At 44.2% G+C, this 18,316-nt stretch carries 16 protein-coding genes, 1 tRNA gene and 2 pseudogenes; 13 read left to right on the forward strand and 6 right to left on the reverse strand.

All coding sequences use genetic code 11. From position 1 onward, the window contains the following. The first annotated feature begins 161 nt into the window (after positions 1-161). A complete protein-coding gene (locus M3636_RS14120) occupies positions 162-941 on the forward strand; it encodes a class I SAM-dependent methyltransferase (RefSeq protein WP_128101221.1) in 780 nt (259 codons plus the stop codon). A 189-nt stretch (positions 942-1,130) separates the two neighbouring features. On the opposite strand, the pseudogene M3636_RS14125 reads toward M3636_RS14120, so the two are convergent. Together M3636_RS14125 and M3636_RS14130 are read right to left on the reverse strand one after the other, a co-directional pair. Continuing rightward, positions 1,131-2,271 (reverse strand): annotated as a pseudogene (locus tag M3636_RS14125) (zinc-dependent alcohol dehydrogenase). Between the two features lie 74 nt (positions 2,272-2,345). Further along, positions 2,346-3,509, reverse strand: a complete 1,164-nt coding sequence (locus M3636_RS14130; protein WP_251383081.1) for an oxalate decarboxylase family bicupin — start codon at positions 3,507-3,509, stop codon at positions 2,346-2,348. Positions 3,510-3,780: 271 nt separating this feature from the next. Here M3636_RS14130 and M3636_RS14135 point away from each other — a divergent pair, with 271 nt between their 5' ends. From M3636_RS14135 to M3636_RS14155, 5 genes are all read left to right on the forward strand, one after another. Further along, on the forward strand, positions 3,781-6,396 hold the full coding sequence (locus tag M3636_RS14135; RefSeq protein WP_251382946.1) for a J domain-containing protein: 2,616 nt from the start codon (positions 3,781-3,783) through the stop codon (positions 6,394-6,396). Beyond that, positions 6,380-7,063 (forward strand): DUF1266 domain-containing protein, encoded by a 684-nt coding sequence (locus tag M3636_RS14140; RefSeq protein ID WP_251382947.1) that lies wholly within the window; start codon positions 6,380-6,382, stop codon positions 7,061-7,063. The genes M3636_RS14135 and M3636_RS14140 overlap by 17 nt, the downstream gene beginning before the upstream one ends. A 4-nt stretch (positions 7,064-7,067) precedes the next feature. Continuing rightward, positions 7,068-7,979 (forward strand): LysR family transcriptional regulator, encoded by a 912-nt coding sequence (locus M3636_RS14145; RefSeq protein ID WP_145409430.1) that lies wholly within the window; start codon positions 7,068-7,070, stop codon positions 7,977-7,979. A gap of 140 nt (positions 7,980-8,119) precedes the next feature. Beyond that, on the forward strand, positions 8,120-8,857 hold the full coding sequence (locus M3636_RS14150) for a spermidine synthase (RefSeq protein ID WP_145409429.1): 738 nt from the start codon (positions 8,120-8,122) through the stop codon (positions 8,855-8,857). 162 nt (positions 8,858-9,019) lie between these two features. Beyond that, a complete protein-coding gene (locus M3636_RS14155; RefSeq protein WP_251382948.1) occupies positions 9,020-10,633 on the forward strand; it encodes a sensor domain-containing diguanylate cyclase in 1,614 nt (537 codons plus the stop codon). Positions 10,634-10,678: 45 nt separating this feature from the next. Here M3636_RS14155 and M3636_RS14160 read toward each other — a convergent pair whose 3' ends face one another. Further along, a complete protein-coding gene (locus M3636_RS14160) occupies positions 10,679-11,041 on the reverse strand; it encodes a winged helix-turn-helix transcriptional regulator (RefSeq protein ID WP_056695373.1) in 363 nt (120 codons plus the stop codon). A gap of 278 nt (positions 11,042-11,319) precedes the next feature. Then, positions 11,320-12,312, reverse strand: a complete 993-nt coding sequence (locus M3636_RS14165; protein WP_145409427.1) for a Gfo/Idh/MocA family protein — start codon at positions 12,310-12,312, stop codon at positions 11,320-11,322. Between the two features lie 251 nt (positions 12,313-12,563). On the opposite strand from M3636_RS14165, the gene M3636_RS14170 reads away from it, so the two are divergent. Then, a tRNA-Leu gene (locus tag M3636_RS14170) sits at positions 12,564-12,648 on the forward strand. An 81-nt stretch (positions 12,649-12,729) separates the two neighbouring features. On the opposite strand, the gene M3636_RS14175 is transcribed toward M3636_RS14170, so the two are convergent. After that, positions 12,730-12,978 carry a hypothetical protein gene (locus M3636_RS14175; protein WP_251382949.1) on the reverse strand — a complete coding sequence of 83 codons (249 nt, stop codon included), beginning with the start codon at positions 12,976-12,978 and terminating at the stop codon, positions 12,730-12,732. Between the two features lie 84 nt (positions 12,979-13,062). Then, positions 13,063-13,659 carry a helix-turn-helix domain-containing protein gene (locus tag M3636_RS14180; protein ID WP_128101228.1) on the reverse strand — a complete coding sequence of 199 codons (597 nt, stop codon included), beginning with the start codon at positions 13,657-13,659 and terminating at the stop codon, positions 13,063-13,065. A 436-nt stretch (positions 13,660-14,095) separates the two neighbouring features. On the opposite strand from M3636_RS14180, the pseudogene M3636_RS14185 reads away from it, so the two are divergent. From M3636_RS14185 to racE, 6 genes and pseudogenes are all read left to right on the forward strand, one after another. After that, positions 14,096-14,521: pseudogene (locus tag M3636_RS14185) on the forward strand (phage holin family protein); the annotation flags it as partial. Positions 14,522-14,776: 255 nt separating this feature from the next. Then, positions 14,777-15,064 carry a Dabb family protein gene (locus M3636_RS14190; protein WP_128101229.1) on the forward strand — a complete coding sequence of 96 codons (288 nt, stop codon included), beginning with the start codon at positions 14,777-14,779 and terminating at the stop codon, positions 15,062-15,064. 176 nt (positions 15,065-15,240) lie between these two features. Further along, on the forward strand, positions 15,241-15,696 hold the full coding sequence (locus tag M3636_RS14195; protein WP_128101230.1) for a DUF86 domain-containing protein: 456 nt from the start codon (positions 15,241-15,243) through the stop codon (positions 15,694-15,696). An 18-nt stretch (positions 15,697-15,714) separates the two neighbouring features. Then, positions 15,715-16,683 (forward strand): DUF4261 domain-containing protein, encoded by a 969-nt coding sequence (locus M3636_RS14200; protein ID WP_251382950.1) that lies wholly within the window; start codon positions 15,715-15,717, stop codon positions 16,681-16,683. Positions 16,684-16,850: 167 nt separating this feature from the next. Continuing rightward, complete coding sequence (locus M3636_RS14205) at positions 16,851-17,246, forward strand: YtxH domain-containing protein (protein ID WP_128101232.1); 396 nt, start codon at positions 16,851-16,853, stop codon at positions 17,244-17,246. A 231-nt stretch (positions 17,247-17,477) separates the two neighbouring features. Next, positions 17,478-18,287, forward strand: coding sequence for a glutamate racemase (racE, locus tag M3636_RS14210; protein ID WP_145409464.1), 810 nt, complete (start codon positions 17,478-17,480; stop codon positions 18,285-18,287). Positions 18,288-18,316: the final 29 nt, after the last annotated feature.

Here is an 18,316-nt window from a genome sequence, read left to right on the forward strand (position 1 = left end):
TCTTTTTTTGATTGTTACTTTGTTCAGGGGTATGTTATGATTTAGTAGTTAATTAATGAAACTTAGTTTCATACAATGAAACATAAAAGTAGTGAAACAAAAGAAAATGCATTAAGGTGTAAATCCAGCGAAGTCATACCAAACAGAACGGAGGACATTCTATGTCTAATGAGATCAAAGGACAGGTTCAAAAGCAGTTTGCCAGTAATGCATACAAGTATGTAACGAGTGCTCGGCATGCCAAGGGTGAGGATCTAGCATGGCTGGTTGCATCGTCTGAAGTGAACTCTTCGATGAACGTACTTGATATTGCTACAGGTGGAGGACATGTTGCGAACGCATTGGCACCGCTTGTAAGCCGTGTGACTGCATTAGATTTAACCGAGGAAATGTTACAGGTAGCCCAGCAATTTATTCATGGGAATGGACATACCAATGTCGATTTTGTAGCAGGTGATGCGGAGCAGCTTCCTTTCCCGGACAATACCTTTGATCGCGTAACCTCTCGGATTGCTGCACATCATTTTCCGGACGTTGCTGCTTTTGTTAATGAATCATTACGGGTCTTGAAGCCAGGTGGTAAGTTGCTGTTCATTGATAACGTTGCACCTGAAAGTGATGTTTATGACCGTTTTTATAATGATATTGAGAAATGGCGTGATCCAAGTCACGGTCGTGCTTGGCGTAAGTCAGAATGGATCTCGATGTTCGAAAAGGCAGGCTTCCGGATTGACGCTATGGTGACCTTTGAGAAGCCTTTCCAGTTTACGGACTGGTGTGAACGTGCTGCCTTGCCCGCAGAGGCAATGAGAGAGTTGGAATCCAGCATGTTACATGCTGAAGAACAGATTCATAAGTACTTTAAGCTTGAAAAATCAGCGGATGGGAGTTTACTAAGCTTTGAGGGAGAAAGTGTGTACATTCAGGCTCGTAAACCTTAATAGTTTGTAAAGTGAGTTTATTCCACTGGTACACACAGTGATTATACTTTGAGGGTAATCTTAGGTACTTATTCTAGTTTAATTTTCCAAGACAAATAGGTAGACATACCCATCATCTGTATGGGGCGTCTACCTATTTTGGGATAGAGTTCATTTTCAGTTCATGATCTATGTTAAGCTACATCTGATTTACGGTTTTAAGATGACTTTAGGTACACTCGTCTTCATGATCGTTGAAGATTTTGTAGGCTTCGCTGGCATTTTCTAGCGCAATGCGGTGGGAGATAATCTCCGTTGGATCAAACTCTCCAGCCGTGATTTTACGGAACAATTTTGGCATATAGTGAATAACGGGAGCTTGTCCCATTTTTATATTGATGTTTCGTTCAAACAGATTCCCCAGAGGGAACATGTTGTAAGAGGAACCGTAGACGCCGGTAAGGTGAAGAGTACCGAATTTCCGCACGGCCTTCATGCCAATCTCAATGGCTCCGAGCGAACCGCCATGAAGTTTAAGCTTTTGCCCAATTTCCTCTAGCGTCGACTTCTTGCCGTCCATGCCAACACAGTCGATGACAACGTCAGTACCTCCCTGAGTGATTTCACGGATATACTCGCCCATATCATCGTATTCTTCAAAATTATATACTTCTGCATCATTCATGCGTTTGGCCTTGTCCAGTCGGTAGGGAAGACGATCCACAGCGATAACTCGCTTCGCGCCCTTCATCCAAGCGAATTTCTGTGTCATGAGCCCGATGGGACCACTTCCTAACACTGTAACGGTATCCCCAGGTTTTACACCAGCGTTCTCTACACTCCAGTATGCAGTGGGTAGCACATCGGATAAGAACAATAGTGCCTCGTCCTCCAATTCACATGATTCAGGAATAACAAATGGCATGAAATTCCCATACGGTACACGCAACAGCTCTGCCTGCCCTCCGGGATAATTACCGTAACGATCGGTAAAGCCGAGATAACCACCGGTATGAATTTCCGGATTCTGATTGGAATTATCGCATTGGCTCTCCATGTCGTGGTTGCAATAAAAGCAGTCTCCGCAGGAGACGTTAAAAGGCAAGACGACGCGATCTCCTTTTTTCACCTTCGTTACTTCGGAACCAACCTCTTCCACAATGCCCATGGGTTCATGACCGATAACGTAATCCTTTTGCGCGGGGAGAGCCCCCTGATAAATATGAAGATCAGACCCACATATTGCGGTGGAGGTAATGCGAACGATAATGTCATCCTTTTGTTCCAAACGTGGATCTTCAACCTGCTTCACCTGAATATCCTTAATACCTTGAAACGTAACAGCTCTCATTGCAAAATTCCTCCTTAAAGTTGATTTCTCTCTTCTTTACCCAATAATTTCTAATCTAAAAATAATATGATCGTTTAGACGACAGGCCATTTCTGTTTACGTAAAGCATCGAGCAGTTCAGCAGACGCATTCAAATTATCACGCACCAGTTCCCGCGGGGTTAAGGCCATCCATTGATTAAGCGAAATATCTTCGAAACGATCACTTCTGAAAATCTCCAAAAACCATAGTGTGTCCTTACCCGTATTTTGGATATAATGCCCCATGGCTACAGGAACGTACCCTACATCGCCAGCCCGATAGTCAAATGTTCGAGCAACACCATTGCCTGCAAAAACCGTCATTCGTCCTTGTCCGGTCAAATAATATTGCCATTCATCTGCATTAGGATGCCAATGAAGCTCACGCATGCCTCCAGGCTTAATCTCAACAAGTGCGGCAGCTACCGTCGTGGAGATCGGGAAGTTGCTTGAATCCACGATACGTACACTTCCTCCAGGAGTGATGATCGGTGTCTGAGCTAACAAGCGATGTTTGAAGGACAGAGGAACGGTGCCATAAGGTGACTGAACTTCCTGACTTGCGAGAGAACCGGGAATCTGATCTTGAAAAATGTACACCTGTTCTGCTGGCATGCCTTCAAATGCGGCTTCAGGTACACCGAAATTAAGAGACAATACATCAGGCGGTGTGTGTGCAAACCAATCGGAAATGGATAATGTGTTGAGATCTGAGAAGGCTCCATCATCGAATACGAGTAAAAATTCACAGCCCTCATCCAGTCCCTGAATGGAATGAGGTACACCCTTAGGAAAGAACCATAGATCGCCTGGACCAACATCAGCGATAAAGTTGCGCCCATTCTGATCAACGGATGTAATCCGTGCGGTGCCTAGAATCATATAAGCCCACTCCGATTGTTGATGCCAATGCAGTTCCCTTACTCCTCCAGGGGTAAGACTCATATTTACTCCTGCAAGTGTAGTTGCAATAGGAAGATCCCGAACCGTGATCTCACGTGACCACCCGCCATGATTCAACTGCATATGTGTATCGGAGAAGGACATTCTCAGATTAGGTAACAATCCGTTATCTGTAGATGGAGGTACGAGCATATCCGGATTCTGCAGGTCTCGCACCACATCGCGCGGCCCCAGGTCCGGCCCGCCTGCGCCATCTTTTCGTATCGGCTGAGGTACAATGAATGGCTTACCATGCTTCGGTGTTCCTTTGTTCATCACGTACAATCCCTCCTTGAAGTAAGCACATGGAAATTAAACGTTAAGAACCTCATATTCATCTGCTCACCATGTCTTTCTTACACCTATGAAGGAGAGCTTGTTGATTATGTAGGACATGAGTATAAGAATTGAGACACAGACCTCCGCAAAAAAAGTAGAGTTTACTCCAAATGTGATATATTAAGAAGGAACTAGAGCAAGGTTTAGATCGTATGTAGCAAGTAGATTGTAGACGGACAAGAATTCTAGAACAGAAGGGAACAACATCATGGATTACTGGGGCATACTTGGCATAGAACCTACCGAAGATTTGATTGCAATTAGGAAGGCGTACACGGCGCAGTTAAAACATAATCATCCAGAAGACAATCCAGAAGGTTTCAAGGAACTGCGAGCAGCTTACGAGCAGGCGAGAAAGATTGCATCTACGGGTATGATTGCTGCAACAACAGACACATATTTAGAACAGGTTCATACAGATCATGTAGATTTAAACACACCAGATGAAGCACATTCACAGCAAAATATACATACGGAAAACCATTCACATGGCAATGTGAAGCAGGAAGATTCCTTGGTGGAAGCGGTGCATCAATTCATTGATCGAACGATCACGCTTTACGAAGATTTCGATTCAAGACTTCGCTACGATCTATGGTTGGAGCTAGTGGAAGATGAGCAATTCTGGAGCATTCAGATTCGGGAAATTTTGCACACGGAATTGTTAATGGTACTGAGTGAACGTAGCTGGCTGCCAATCTCGGTATGGAGGCTACTAGATGAGACGTTTGAATGGACAGAAAATGAATTTCAGTTAACTGAGCGATTTTCCTCGTCGTTCCTCAGTCATGTTTATTACCAGTGTCATAGCCCTTACGACTTGCAGTTCGAACACTTGCAACAGGCAGTTGCAGAGGGGCTACAGGTAGATGAATATCTATATCTCCGTGAATATGCAAGGCGGGCACTTATCCATCAAGACTTGAATATTGCGCATGAAATGCTGGGCAGAGCATACGAGCTGTACGAACAAGATCCTGTATTGTTACGCTTAATTGGAAGATATTCGATCAATGTGGAGGACTGGGAGACTGCACTCCATATGTATACAAGACTTGCTGTCACATTCCCTAATGATCCGCAGATTCTGCGCCTCTTGGCAGACATGTTGCTGAAGGGTGGGCACACGGAAGAAGCGTTATCTGTAAATATGAAATTATCTGAAGCCGTGGAGCCGGCAATTTACAGTCCAGCATTATCGTCTGCAGCGCAATGTCTGATACTATTAGGGCGCCATCGTGAGGTTATTGATTTATATCAAGCGGCGTTAGAACGCTTCCCGGCGGATTTGGAGCTGAGAACTCGTCTATGGCTGATTCGAAATGAATATGAGCTAGAACGCATTGCAAATTTGGAAGCTGAGCTTCAAGATAACCGTTTCTCTGTAACGGAGCAGGTTGAGGAGTTAATTGAGCTTTACCTTGAACGCAAACAATCAGATAAGGTTTTATCGATGTTTACTCAGTTTGGCTCCGAGGTGAAGTTGAGTAGTAATGCTTGGTTCCAGGCTGCTCGAGCTGCATATGCTACGGATCTTAATCTTGCTCTAACGTATCTCAATCAGGCTATACAAATTGCTAATGCGCAAGCTGTTGTCCATAAGGAAGCTTTGTATTTGCGAACAAAGGTCAATTATAATCTTGATCGCTATGAGGAGATGATTCCTGACGGTTTAACTCTGAAAGAATACATGCCAGAGGAGCCGGAAATCTATTTTCATCTCGGTGAGGCCTATCGTATGGTGGAGCAGTATGAAGTGTCTATCACGAATTATTTGCAGGCAAAATCAATCAAGGGTGGCGCAGGCTACGATTATGGGTTAGCGTTCAGTTACTATCACTTAGAACAGTATGATCATGCTATAGCTTGTTTTGAGTCTTATAGGCATGAAGTTGATGTGAGCGCTAGCCTGTATCATTATCTTGGAGTTTCATATATGAATGTTGACAAGTTCGAGGAAGCTGAGGCGTGTTTCGAAGCCTGTCTGAATATCGAAACTTATCCAAGCACGTTGTATCATTTATTCAATGCCTATAGAAGGCAGGGAAAGATTGACTTAATGCTGTCTACGATTGATCAATATTTGGAAACGGGAGACACTTCTTATCGAGGTGAAGCTCTTGGTGCAGCGGCAGATTTACAATTTGCGAGGAAAAACTGGAGCATTGCCCATGATTTCTTCATTGAATTTCATCATGATATCCCAGAGAGTCTTTATCTTCAGAAAATGATTGCGGTATGCCTGCTTGCAGACCGTAAATTCGATGAAGCTGCGATATGGCTTCGAAAGATCCAACATCAGGAGCCTCAGAATCCGTGGGCACTCCTGCAGATGCTCCGCATTTTAGCGGAACAGAAACGTTGGGAAGAGCTTGATCATGCAATCGTGCATTATTATAAAACGGTAGAACCTACTAAGATCGACGGTTACAGCTACTTTTATGGTGGTTTACACTTGTATGAGGCACGTAAATACGATGTTGCTCGAAAAATGTTCACTCGTGCATACGAATTTGGTTTGCGAGGGGATACCTGTAGTTTGCTGAGCCTAACCTATATGCATCTTGGAGAAGGAGAACAAGCACTTGCTTATGCGCAAGAGGCTGTAACGGATCGACCGCATCATGCGGATTATATTGCACGTCTTCAGGATATTGAAGAACGTCTGAGTCAGCGTGGAGCCTGGTTCAATAAGCTGAAATTCAATCTATTCCAGGGTGGACTGAAACAAACGGAGCCTCTGCAATTCCCGGATCTTTTGAATGATGAAGAGCTTAGACCGTATTATAACGTGGAGGTATTCAACGATGCATTCTTTGCTTGATACAAGACAGCAGTGGACATTGGCAGCAGGCGCCATTTTGCTAGAAGCGAACCATTTGGAATTCGCTGCAGGATACGACATTGATTTGTTAGAGGGAAAAAGAGAAGGGATCACCGAAATGCTTGATCGAGCATGGAGCAGTCGAGATGAAGAATCATTTCGCAGGCAAGTGGAAAGTTTCCGTGAGAACAGGGGGCACGGGGCTGACTTTGACCAAGATCGAGCATTGCTATCTGTCATGAACTACGAGGAGCAGGAAAATTATATTGTTGGCATAATTGATGAGAAGCGCGCTGCACAATTTAGAGTGATACAATTCTATGACAGCCGCCTGAATACAGCAGGAGTCAGCGCTTGGGATTGGGGCAGAGCGATATCGATTACTCGAATGGCAATGCAGATCGGTTATATGGATGAGGAAATGGCCTGGGCATTTATGTTTGAAATGGCGCAGCGGATTCAACGGGCGTATTCAAGCTGGACAGAATTTGCACTCGCATATATCATTGGCCGTCAATATTGGTCAGAGGAGTTCGATGAGGATGGCGCCTTAGAGCACTTCTCTCTGATTGAACATTTATTTGAGCGACCAGACAGTCCTTGGAATCTGATGCGTTGGGAAGAGGAGAGTATTGCTCTGCCGTTTGAATTAGAAAGAGAGGGGTGAAGCGTTGACACTTCAACAATTAAAATATGTGATTGAGGTAGCCACGCGTGGCTCCATGAACGAAGCGGCCAAACGCTTGTTTATATCACAGCCAAGTCTATCGAATGCGATCCGTGACCTGGAACAGGAACTGCGAATTACGATCTTTGAACGAACCAATAAAGGCATCTCATTATCCAAAGAAGGCGTCGAATTTCTAAGTTATGCGCGCCAAGTCGTGGAGCAGGCGGAATTGCTGGAGAATCGTTACCTTAATGCGAAGCCCTCTCCACAGCATTTTTCTGTATCCACTCAGCACTACGCATTCGCTGTGAACGCATTTGTTCATCTGGTTCAGCAATATGGTCAGGAGGAGTATGAACTAGCGTTACGGGAAACGAAAACATACGAGATTATTCAAGATGTCAAAAGTCTTCGCAGTGAAATTGGTATTCTCTATTTGAATGAGTTCAATGCGAAGGTCATTAATAAACTGTTGAAGGATGCAGGTCTCGTATTTACGAGCCTGTTTACTGCGAAACCACATATCTTCATCAGTGTGCAGAACCCGCTTGCGAAGCAATCCTCCGTTGCGATTGAACAGCTTCAGGACTACCCCTATCTGTCATTCGACCAAGGCGAGTACAATTCATTCCATTTTTCAGAGGAGATTCTGAGCACGTTATCTCATCCAAAAAGCATACAGGTTAATGACCGTGCAACGCTATTCAATCTGTTGATTGGCTTGAATGGATATACGATCTCGACGGGTGTGCTTAGTGCGGACTTAAATGGTAATGAGATTATTCCAGTTCCGTTAGAGTGCGAAGAGACAATCAATGTGGGTTGGATTAGTCACAAAAGTACCTCCTTGTCTAATCTGGGCGTTGCATATGTGCAGGCATTACACGAAGCCATTGGACATAATGAAGCTTGAGGTTCATGTAGGCGCTAAAACACCGTTACCGGAGCTTATCCGAGCGGTGTTTTTTTTGTCTTTTAGTTTACTGGATTCGTGCGTTATCGTGATTTGATCTATAATAAGTATTTTATAGGTAATGGAAGGGTGGATATGTGGTGAGAGTTTTGTATCGCAATAAAAGTGAACAACATGAGCTGAAGGTCTACGACACGAAGCGTTTATATGAAGAGCAAGGACATTTTCGAGTGCTGGAGTTCTCCAACGAAGCTGTGCAGGGGGCAATGGATCTTGATCAGCCTGCACGAATGGTATTGGAATATCCAAGAGCTATGGTTCACCTGATGGAACATAATGCATCTAGCTATGAATCAGTGTATATCATAGGACATGGGATTGGTACGTTGCCTTCATATTTGTCGGGTAAGCAGGTGAAGGTAGCAGAGCTTGATGAAGAAGTGGTAGAGATCAGTCGGACATTCTTTGGTTATGAGGGGGATCAAGTAAGTGTAGGTGATGGACGAGAATTGTTGCAGCAGGAGCGTTCTGGAGCATATGATTATATCATTGTTGATGCTTTTACATCTGAAGGAACTCCCAAACAACTCATCTCCATTTCTTTTTTCGAGATTGTTAAGATGAAGTTAAGTGCAGAGGGTATGGTCATAATGAATGTATTTGGCCGTGCAGGCAATGATAGGCTCGTGAATGCAATCCATACAACCTTATGTGAGTTATTTGAGTATACTCGTTCATTTGCATTGCCAGTTGAGACAGAAGACGAGCAGCAGAACAGAATCCTCGTAGCTAGTGATCAGCCAATTGCCTTTCAGGCCAGACACATGGCGGGATTTGTTGAACAGGAACTGGGAGAAGGATACGTGATTCAGGATTAGATTGAAGCCGCATGATCCATTCAATGATTGGATTGGGTTCATTAAATTGTCACTCATTCGTGAGTTATTGTAATTTCTTCACAAACTTTTTATTTCTTCTTAACATCATTCGTATAGAATGGTAGACATATGTCTTTTCAAGAAAAACCGGGGGAAGTAATAATGACCGCACAGAACAAAGTAGCAACATGGAGAAATAAAATAAGAAATGTGAAGAAAATTAGCCTGACGGCCTTATTGGGTGGGCTTGTTACCATTGCTGTTCTAATGACGCTAACCATCATATTTATTTCTTTTTATACATCTCAGAAACAGTCGCTAATTGATAACACACTGGCTAGTAATTATTCTAGTGCTACACAGATGAGTCAGACGCTTGATTCGTTGTTTCAATCGATGCAAAGCAGCCTGGAGTATGCAGCGCAATCGTTCTCTGATGTAGATTATACGGACACTGCTAAAATCGGAGAGACACTTGATCTGATTCGGGGCAGCAGTAACTACTTCAACTCGTTGACGTTTGTGGATGAAACGGGACTTGTTCGAGGTGTCTCGCCAATGGGAGCCAGACTGGGTCAACATATCAGCTCTACGGCAGCTAAGAATGCATTGCACTCCAGAACGCCATATATATCGGAGCCTTATGTCACGCCAATTGGCCAGCGCAGAATTGTATTTCTGAGTCAACCGATCTTTGGTTCGGATCGAACTTTTGAAGGTTATGTGAGTGGAAGTATTTATTTGCAAGAGGGCAACATTTTAAGTCATTCGTTTGGAAGTCAGTTGAAATCAAGCAACGGTTCCTATTTCTTTATCGTGGACTCGAAGGGTACACTTCTATTTCACCCCGATACGGAGCGGATTGGTGAGAATATCAGTAACAATACGGTTGTACATAAGTTGTTAGATGATCAACAAGGGAAAGAACGATACAAGAATCTGTCAGGTCTCGACTCACTTGCGGGTTATACTAAAGTTCCGACTACGGGCTGGGGAGTGGTAGTAGTTTCGCCAACCAAGATTGTATTCGACCAGCTTAGTCATCATATTCGCATGTTGCTGATCTATACATCAGTTCCTTTTGTGGTTCTGACTTTGATTGTCATTCGTGTTGCTCGTAAATTGGCCAGCCCTTTCGTCATTCTTGCAGATTTGGTTAACCGGGTGGATCAAGGCAAAGTGGACTTACCTGTGATGAAGCCACACTGGAATCGTGAGGCGGATCTGCTTACACAAGCTGTACTCGGTGCACTTGCGAGCTTTCGCAAGCAGACGGATCAGCTGACGTACGACGCTAGAACGGATGTATTAACAGGCATGACGAATCGCAGAACATTTGAAGAAGTCATTCAGCATTGGATCGATGAGGAGATTCCTTTTTCACTTATCGTTATCGATATAGACCGATTTAAGTCGATTAACGATACTTATGGGCACCATACAGGGGACATCGTTTTGAAGCATATTGCTGATCTGATCCGACAGGCGGTACGACCTCAGGATGTATGCTCCCGCTTCGGAGGAGAGGAGTTCGTTGTGCTGCTGCGACAAACGAACTCCAGTACTGCTTACCAGGTGGCTGAATATATTCGTTCCAGTGTAGAGAATAGTGCAATGCCTATCGATCGGACTGTCACAATATCGGCAGGTATAGCGGAATATCCTATTCATTCTGCGGCGTCGATGGAGTTATTTCATTTGGCGGACACGGCTTTATATCAGGCCAAAGAAGAAGGACGGAATCGGACGATCACTATTCAATCCGTAGAGAAATAATGCAAATAAAAGAAGCTGCTTCGTATATACGGAGCAGCTTCTTCGTTATTCTGCTTGCTGTGATTTGGCGATAACTTCGTTCGTGTATTGTTCTCCCCAGTCTCGCATGCTGTAAATAATCGGTCGTAGTGTTTCACCAAAGGGAGTTAACGAGTACTCCACTTTAGGGGGGACTTGAGGATATACTTCTCGGTGTACGATACCACTATTTTCGAGCTCTCTTAACTGTAAGGTGAGCATTCGCTGTGTGATATCGGGGAATAATTTGCGTAACTCATTAAATCGTAATGAGCCTGAGAACAGGTGATATAAAATAGCGCCTTTCCACTTTCCCCCAATGACACTAAGTGTGACTTCTACAGAACAGCCATATGGCTTGGGACAAAGGTTAGCGGAATTCTGTTTCATGGATTGCACCTCCGATTCAAGGTTGATGATGCAGTATCTATATTGATACTACAACCTTAAATAGACTGTATACTTCTAATGACAGCATATCATGGTTATGACACATTATAAACCCTATGATGATATTAAGAGAATGAAATGCTCCCCAATAAAACGTAGAAAAAAAGTCGAATAAACCTCGAAGATCGCAATGCGAAACATCGAGGTTTATTGAAAAGTTAGCTCTTAGTTGATATTGGTTTTTCATTGTTTTGTCCTTAATGAATAGCGTATAAACGTTATTTTAATGCAACAAGGATCGCGTCACATAAGTCCATGGTTTTAATATTATCTTGACCATTAGAATGTGGCTGAGAATGATTGCGGCAGCATTCCACAAAGTGCTCCATCTCACCGACAAACCCTCTTAAATAAAGGTCTCGATAGGCACCGGACATGGGAGAAGCAGAAGGGGTGTACACGATATCCTGCTCCGCTAGAGATTTCCAGGGCAGATTGTCGAAGGTCTGAGAGGAATGGATTGTAAGTGTAGCGAGTTCATCTGCTGACGCAAATCCGTTGTTGAAAGTTACTAGTACGTGTTCACTTTCACGTGACCATGCACTCATGCCGGCAAAATATGCACTGCCTACGATTCCGTTATCAAACAGGAAGGAAATACTCTGATTGATGTGCTCGCCATCCCTGAACGTTGTACCCGTAACCTGCACCATTTCACCGAAGAGGAACCGCATCAGATCTACCATATGAATAGCGGCGAGTTTGATGAACTGCTCTTCATCTTTGCAGAAGGGAGTGCTATCGACAGCGAATTTCATCTGGAATGACCGCACTTTCCCTAGATCCTCGCCATCGATCAATTCTTTTAATTTCAGATACACGGGGGCATAACGTTTCATAAACCCAACCATAAGCAGTACACCTGCTTGATCGGCTGTGTCCGAAACCATCTTGGCTTCTGCAGCATTCCATCCCAGTGGTTTGTCCACATAGACGTTTTTGCCTGCGCGGATACACGCCAGCGTTAAAGCGACTTGATCCTCTGGTTGTGCCACGACAACAACACCGTCACAGTCCTCATGCTCAAGCATAAGTTGTACATCGTCATAAGCCTGTCCCATGCTGCCGAAGCGAAGAAGAGCGGCCTGAGAACGCTCCAAACTCCGGGTTGCAATGCCTTGGATAACGGCTCCGGCTTCAATAGCAGAAGGATAGATATTAGTAGATGCATGAAATCCTGCACCGATAAAACAAAGCTTTATTGGATTCAATGTGACTCTCTCCTTCGTCGTAATTATGAATGCCCATATCATTAATGGATGGATTGGAATGAATTGTACGAGCTAATTCTGTCTTAACGATAGGAGATTCTATTCATTTAAAAAAGGACATATGTCCCAATAACTAACCAAATGAAAACGTATTGCATTCTACTTCCATAACATGTATACTCTACATTACGGCACAACATCTTGTTGTTCGTCCGATTGCTTTTCATTGATGATGAAAAGATACATATTATGCGGTCGTGGCGGAATTGGCAGACGCGCACGGTTCAGGTCCGTGTGGGCTAACCCCCCGTGGAGGTTCGAGTCCTCTCGACCGCATCTAAGTTGATAGAAAGACCCGATCATTGCGATGAAGCAATGATCGGGTCTTTCTATGTTATGAGGCTGAATTCAGCCTTTTCAGCCATTCATACGATGCCTAGACTTGGCGATGACTAGTCCGGTAATAGCTCCAATCATTCCGAAGATTGCGACACTACCCATGACACCATAGCTTTGGAGACGAAAGAGAAATGCGACACCACTGCCAAATGTCGTTCCTGCTAAAAATCCGAGAGAAATACCAATATCCTTATCTAATTTCATTTGATCACCTGTGTTTTGAGAGTTGTTAGGGTATTGTGTGGATTTTCCAGTGAATCTATACAACGGATCTATCCAGAACAGGAAAATATGTTAAAAAGGCTCTGTATTCCTTAAGGAATAACAGAGCCTTTTGGTTGCTCGCTAATTTTAGTTATTGTGACGTTCTTTCAAGATGACATCTGCGAACAAAATGGTCTTCGGAATGCGGAAAAATTGCTCCGCTTGTTCTTGAAACGCGGCAGAAGGCAGCGTTCCCTGATGCAGCCATTTGCGGAAAGTGCCGGGGTGAACCCCGATCCAGTGGCTGACATCTGTCACCGACAAATCATGGACCATACACAAGCCTGTCAAGATACGGTTACTTACCGGAGAACGGGTCACCGTACGCTTCATGAAACGGGAAGGCTCGGGTTGACAAATAACTGGACTTTGGCGCACAACCTCTTCATTAAAAAGAATGTGTCGTGGATATCCAAGTAATTGACAAGCCTTGTCCAAATTCGTACTGCCGGGTATCCGCCCTTCATACACCCACGCGCTTACACTGCGTGAAGAGATGGACAAGTCTTCGGCGAGCTGGGACAACTTAATATCATTGGCCATCAGCACAGCTAGAAGAACACGGTTGCGGATTTGACAGCGTGTCGGTTTGCGGAACCGTTTAACACGGACGCCTTTTCCCAAATATTTACGGTTGATCAGAGACCACGCCTGGATGGAATGTTGTTCTGGTTGATTAGGCATATTTCCTCCGATTTTTTTAACCAAATACTACAATAAGAGTTGGGGTACTTTCAAGTGTCTGTTGAACTGAATCGATTTTGAGAGGAGAAAGAGTTGGTCTGGAAGGAGGAGTTACGAACTAGTGGGTGTGCAAATTGCATCCTAGTATATTCCTAGATTACAATGATTCACTAAATTTACGAGAACAAATGAAGTGTATTGAATAATAAAGTGATTCTTAAGAACTATTTATAGGACTATTTTACTTTTTCCTGTATTTTGTTGATGCGGTGCGGTTTATTTACCTTATTTCCCCAAGATTATTGGATTTTCGTTAATGACTTGTTTTAGCAATGTGCACAAATCTGAAATGGAAATCCGCAAGTTTAACTAGGTGGTTGGCTTGTCAAAATCTCGTATTCTTACATATCTTGTAGGATGACTACAGGGGAGAGAGGTGGGAAACGTGTATCCAGCCGTTAATACACTTGCTGCAATTTCGGGAGCGTTCGTGACGTTTGCTTTTGGAGGATGGGATCAATTGCTTAGTCTGCTTGCGATTGCGATGGCTGTCGATTATATAACGGGTCTCGCAGCCGCCGTGAGAACAGGGACAGGGTTAAACAGTAATATTGGATTCTGGGGGCTTGCACGAAAGGGTTTGATGCTAACGGTTATTCTATTAGCGCATCGGATCGATCTTTTGATGGGAACGGATATTATTAAAGGCGGCGCGATATACTTTTATCTAGTGAATGAACTGATCTCGATTACTGAAAACTATGCCAAGATTGGTCTTCCATTGCCGAACAAACTTAGACAGGCTATTGCTATACTTAAGAAACAGGAAGAGTTGTCTGATAAGGAGTGGGCGAAGCCTCGCAACACAGATAACCAGGAACCCAAACCGGAGCAGGAGAAGCATGATAAACAGGATAAACCTGTCGATCGCACCGAAGAACCCAAAGAAGATCAATCCACAAAGTAAACATTGCTAGATCGTGTACTGCTTTATTTGACTCGTTCATCTAGAGAACGTTTTCAAGTATCCTTTCGTAATAGATGACGTTATGATATATTTTGAATACATGAAAAAACATTTATTCCACTAATAATTCACAAACGAGGTGTTTGTTCGATGATTAAACATATTGTCCTGTTCAAAATGAAAGATCGTTCACCAGAACGCATTGAAGAAGCTGCCAATGTGCTTCGCAATTTGCAAGGTAAAATCGATGTTCTTGTATCGCTTGATGTAGGTGTAGATGTGCTTCGCTCAGACAGATCTTTTGACATTTCACTAACTGCGGAATTTGCATCTCTTGATGATCTACAAGCCTACCAGGTACATCCACTGCATCAAGAAGTAATTAAATACATGAATGAGGTTAGAGAACAATCGATCGCTGTTGACTACGAATTTTAATTTAGGTATCTCATTCTAGAGCGGTTAAAGGAGAGCGGGTATGAGCGATTTAAGAGACGTTATGGAATTTTTATATATTTTTATCGTGTTCCTGATCGCTTGTCCTGTGATGATATTTTGGTTGAAACGAAGAGGCAAACGGAACCGATAATTCACTGAACAGGAAGTGAAATGTATTGTATTACGTAAATAGAGAGCAGATTGCCCATCGGCTTGCTGCGGTACCGGAAGTAGCTGAGGGGCTACGACTTTCAACACAAGCCTGGGATGGCGGTCTTATGATGGGATTAGTGCAAGAACGTTGTCTGCATCTGGCGATTGAGATCGTCACCGATGTAGGAAGTTATCTCATCGATGGTTTTATTATGAGAGATGCAAGCAGCTATGATGATATTATCGAGATTAATCATGAAGAGAAGGTATTTGACTCCTCGATATACGAGGTGCTTCGTCAGCTCGTTTCTTTGCGGAAACCACTCGTACAAGATTATTTCAGTTGGAATCGAGCAGAACTGCATCCACTGAGTTCGGACCTACCCGAAATACTTGAACGCTTTGCAGACCAAGTGAGCGCTTATGTAGATCGAGAACTCGATCCTTTTACGAATCAGGCAGATCGAGGGACAGAGTAAGGAATGAGGGGAAGCAGCATGACAGATATTCAGAATGAACAATATAAAGAAAATGACAAACAGAATGCGCCGTCCGGATTTCATCCGGTTTATATGGTGGAGTTGTTGTTTAACAAGTTGCCGGTAATTGATCATGTTCGTTTGCAGGAAGCGTTAAGTCGTTATACGGGACAAGTTCGAGTGAATGTGAAGCAACAAACTGCAGACACGAATCGGGACAAGCAAACGCAAGAAACGAATCCGCAGGATGGGACAAGTGCTGCAGCAGAGGCCACTGCAGAAATGCTGGTTTTCTACCATCTGGATTATAAGGTTTCATTCCAGGAAGGGGATATCCCGGCGCAAACCTGTATGCTGGCTGCCTCTGAGGTGAAGGATCTCTCGCGCTTTGCAGGTGCACTTCAGCAAGCCTGGCATTGGACAGAGGCGGAGCAGGTTGTGCGTGAAGCTAAGTATTCGATTAGGATTCATGATATGTTTACTGCAGCTATGCCACGCAAACAGCGTTTAGGGCTATTTCAGAAGATGTTGCAGGCAGTGCTTGAGGTCTTGCCGTGTGAGGCAATGTATTGGTACGGCAGTGACAAACTTGTTGAGCCAACAGCGTACAAGCTATCACAGGAGCGTGAAGAGCATCTTTACGCTGCGATGAACGTTAGAATGTACCAAGCTGGTGGAACAGAAGAACTGCGTGAACTTGTGATGGATACGGTTGGACTGTCTGCGCTTGGGGTTCCTGATGTCCAATGTCATTTCACGGGTCTTGACCCAGATACAGTGGCTCAAACCTTGCTTGGAGCAGCATACTACATATTCGATCAAGGTGATGTGCTACAGGATGGACAAACGCTCGGTTCCTCAGGAGGAAGACGCTGGCGATGTGAACATCAGGCCGCACTGATTGCTCCAGGACGTTATGTCATTGACCTTGATCCCGGGGATACTGTTGAAAATTCTCCGTTGGAGCCAGCTCAGCATAACCGTTAAGCATGACGGTAAGAGTATGACCATGAAAGTTTTTTTGAACTGAGGTGTGTCAGGTCAAGCCCTTGCTGACTATACTGCATCAACAGAGTAGGCATTCGCCCGGTTACTCAGTCACGACACCAGTGGTTGTAAACCGGACTTAACTCGAAGAAGAGGAGAGATGTTGCGTGAAGGATTCAAACAAAAGTTTATTGTGGGGCGCATTAATCGGCTCAGTTGTTGGTTCGGTAACCGCGTTATTGCTGGCACCAAAATCCGGACGTGAGCTTCGTCAGGATATTTCCGAAGGTGCACGTCAGGTGACGGAGAAAGGTCAGGAGTTGGCTGTTAAAGTTGGCGAGCAGAGCAGTCAGATCGTAACCAAAGTGAAAGAAACAGCTGACGTTGTCATCCAGGACATTCAATCATGGCGCAACTGTGCAGACGGTAAGGAGTTACGGGTTTCTGCTGTTATTACAGATTCGAATGCTCCAATTCAGTCTGACAGTGACATCGTCGCAAATGAAGCGGACAGCGACGTCGTAGCTAAATTGACTACAGATGATTCTAAGGACGATAATTAAGCCACGCTTGACATAAGCAGCAGGCTTTCCTCATGAAGATGGAGGAGAGCCTGCTTTGTTGTGTGCGCTAATCGCGAGAGAGGTGCACTGTGGGGTTTTTATTTGAACCCAGTGATAAAATCGGGTAAGATGGTGGTACCTTTTTGCCTGAAATGTCATACGGTAGGAAGAAAGCAATGGAACTTTATTAGATATCAGAACCAATTCAATGAAGAAGGAAGCGGTGTGTTCGTGCAGCAAGCAATCGCTATATTAGACTCAGGTGTAGGAGGATTAACGGTCGCTAAGGAAGTGATGCGTCAACTCCCGCGGGAAAAGGTCATTTATTTTGGAGATACTGCCCGGACACCGTACGGACCCCGTTCGTCCGAACAAGTTAAACAATTCACGGAACAAATCGTAGATTTCTTAATCCAGTTTGATCCGAAGGTCATTGTTATCGCCTGTAATACGGCTACAGCAGCAGCGCTCGACTATATTCGGGCTAAAGTGAATGTTCCAGTGATCGGCGTCATTCATCCAGGAGCGCGTGCCGCTATTACAGCTACACGCACAGGGCGCATCGGTGTCATTGGCACCGTAGGGACGATTGGAAGCGGTGCTTATACCTCCGCACTTAAACAACTGTCACCCTATATTGATGTAGTCAGCCAGGCTTGCCCGGCACTTGTACCATTAGTCGAGCAAGGTGAATTCCGTTCCGAACAGACGACATTGACGGTGGAGCATTCCTTAAGCCAGATCAGGCAACAGCCGATTGATTGTCTCATTCTAGGCTGTACCCATTATCCATTCTTGATGGATACGATTCAGGAAGTGATGGGACAGGAAGTGAAGCTCATCAGTTCTGCAGATGAGACGGCGAGGGAAATCAGCACGATTTTGTATGATAAACGGAAATTGGCGAGTGGAGATGAAACTCCAGTTCATCAATTTTTCTGTACAGGGGATCCGCGTATGTTTCAAAATATTACAAGGCAATGGCTCGGGGAACAAATCTCAAAAACGCCTGTTGTATGGCAGGTCACGCAATTATCCTGATTATTTTCAGTGTAATCATATTTACATGA

It is taken from the genome of Paenibacillus sp. MER 99-2 (assembly GCF_023714095.1).
GTDB lineage: Bacteria > Bacillota > Bacilli > Paenibacillales > Paenibacillaceae > Paenibacillus.

What these genes read in the sequence shown, in the direction of transcription:
- M3636_RS14120 (WP_128101221.1), top strand. Translation starts at nt 162, where the DNA reads ATGTCTAATGAGATCAAAGGACAGGTTCAAAAGCAGTTTGCCAGTAAT.
- M3636_RS14130 (WP_251383081.1), bottom strand. Translation starts at nt 3,509, where the DNA reads ATGAACAAAGGAACACCGAAGCATGGTAAGCCATTCATTGTACCTCAG.
- M3636_RS14135 (WP_251382946.1), top strand. Translation starts at nt 3,781, where the DNA reads ATGGATTACTGGGGCATACTTGGCATAGAACCTACCGAAGATTTGATT.
- M3636_RS14140 (WP_251382947.1), top strand. Translation starts at nt 6,380, where the DNA reads ATGCATTCTTTGCTTGATACAAGACAGCAGTGGACATTGGCAGCAGGC.
- M3636_RS14155 (WP_251382948.1), top strand. Translation starts at nt 9,020, where the DNA reads ATGACCGCACAGAACAAAGTAGCAACATGGAGAAATAAAATAAGAAAT.
- M3636_RS14160 (WP_056695373.1), bottom strand. Translation starts at nt 11,041, where the DNA reads ATGAAACAGAATTCCGCTAACCTTTGTCCCAAGCCATATGGCTGTTCT.
- M3636_RS14180 (WP_128101228.1), bottom strand. Translation starts at nt 13,659, where the DNA reads ATGCCTAATCAACCAGAACAACATTCCATCCAGGCGTGGTCTCTGATC.
- M3636_RS14190 (WP_128101229.1), top strand. Translation starts at nt 14,777, where the DNA reads ATGATTAAACATATTGTCCTGTTCAAAATGAAAGATCGTTCACCAGAA.
- M3636_RS14200 (WP_251382950.1), top strand. Translation starts at nt 15,715, where the DNA reads ATGACAGATATTCAGAATGAACAATATAAAGAAAATGACAAACAGAAT.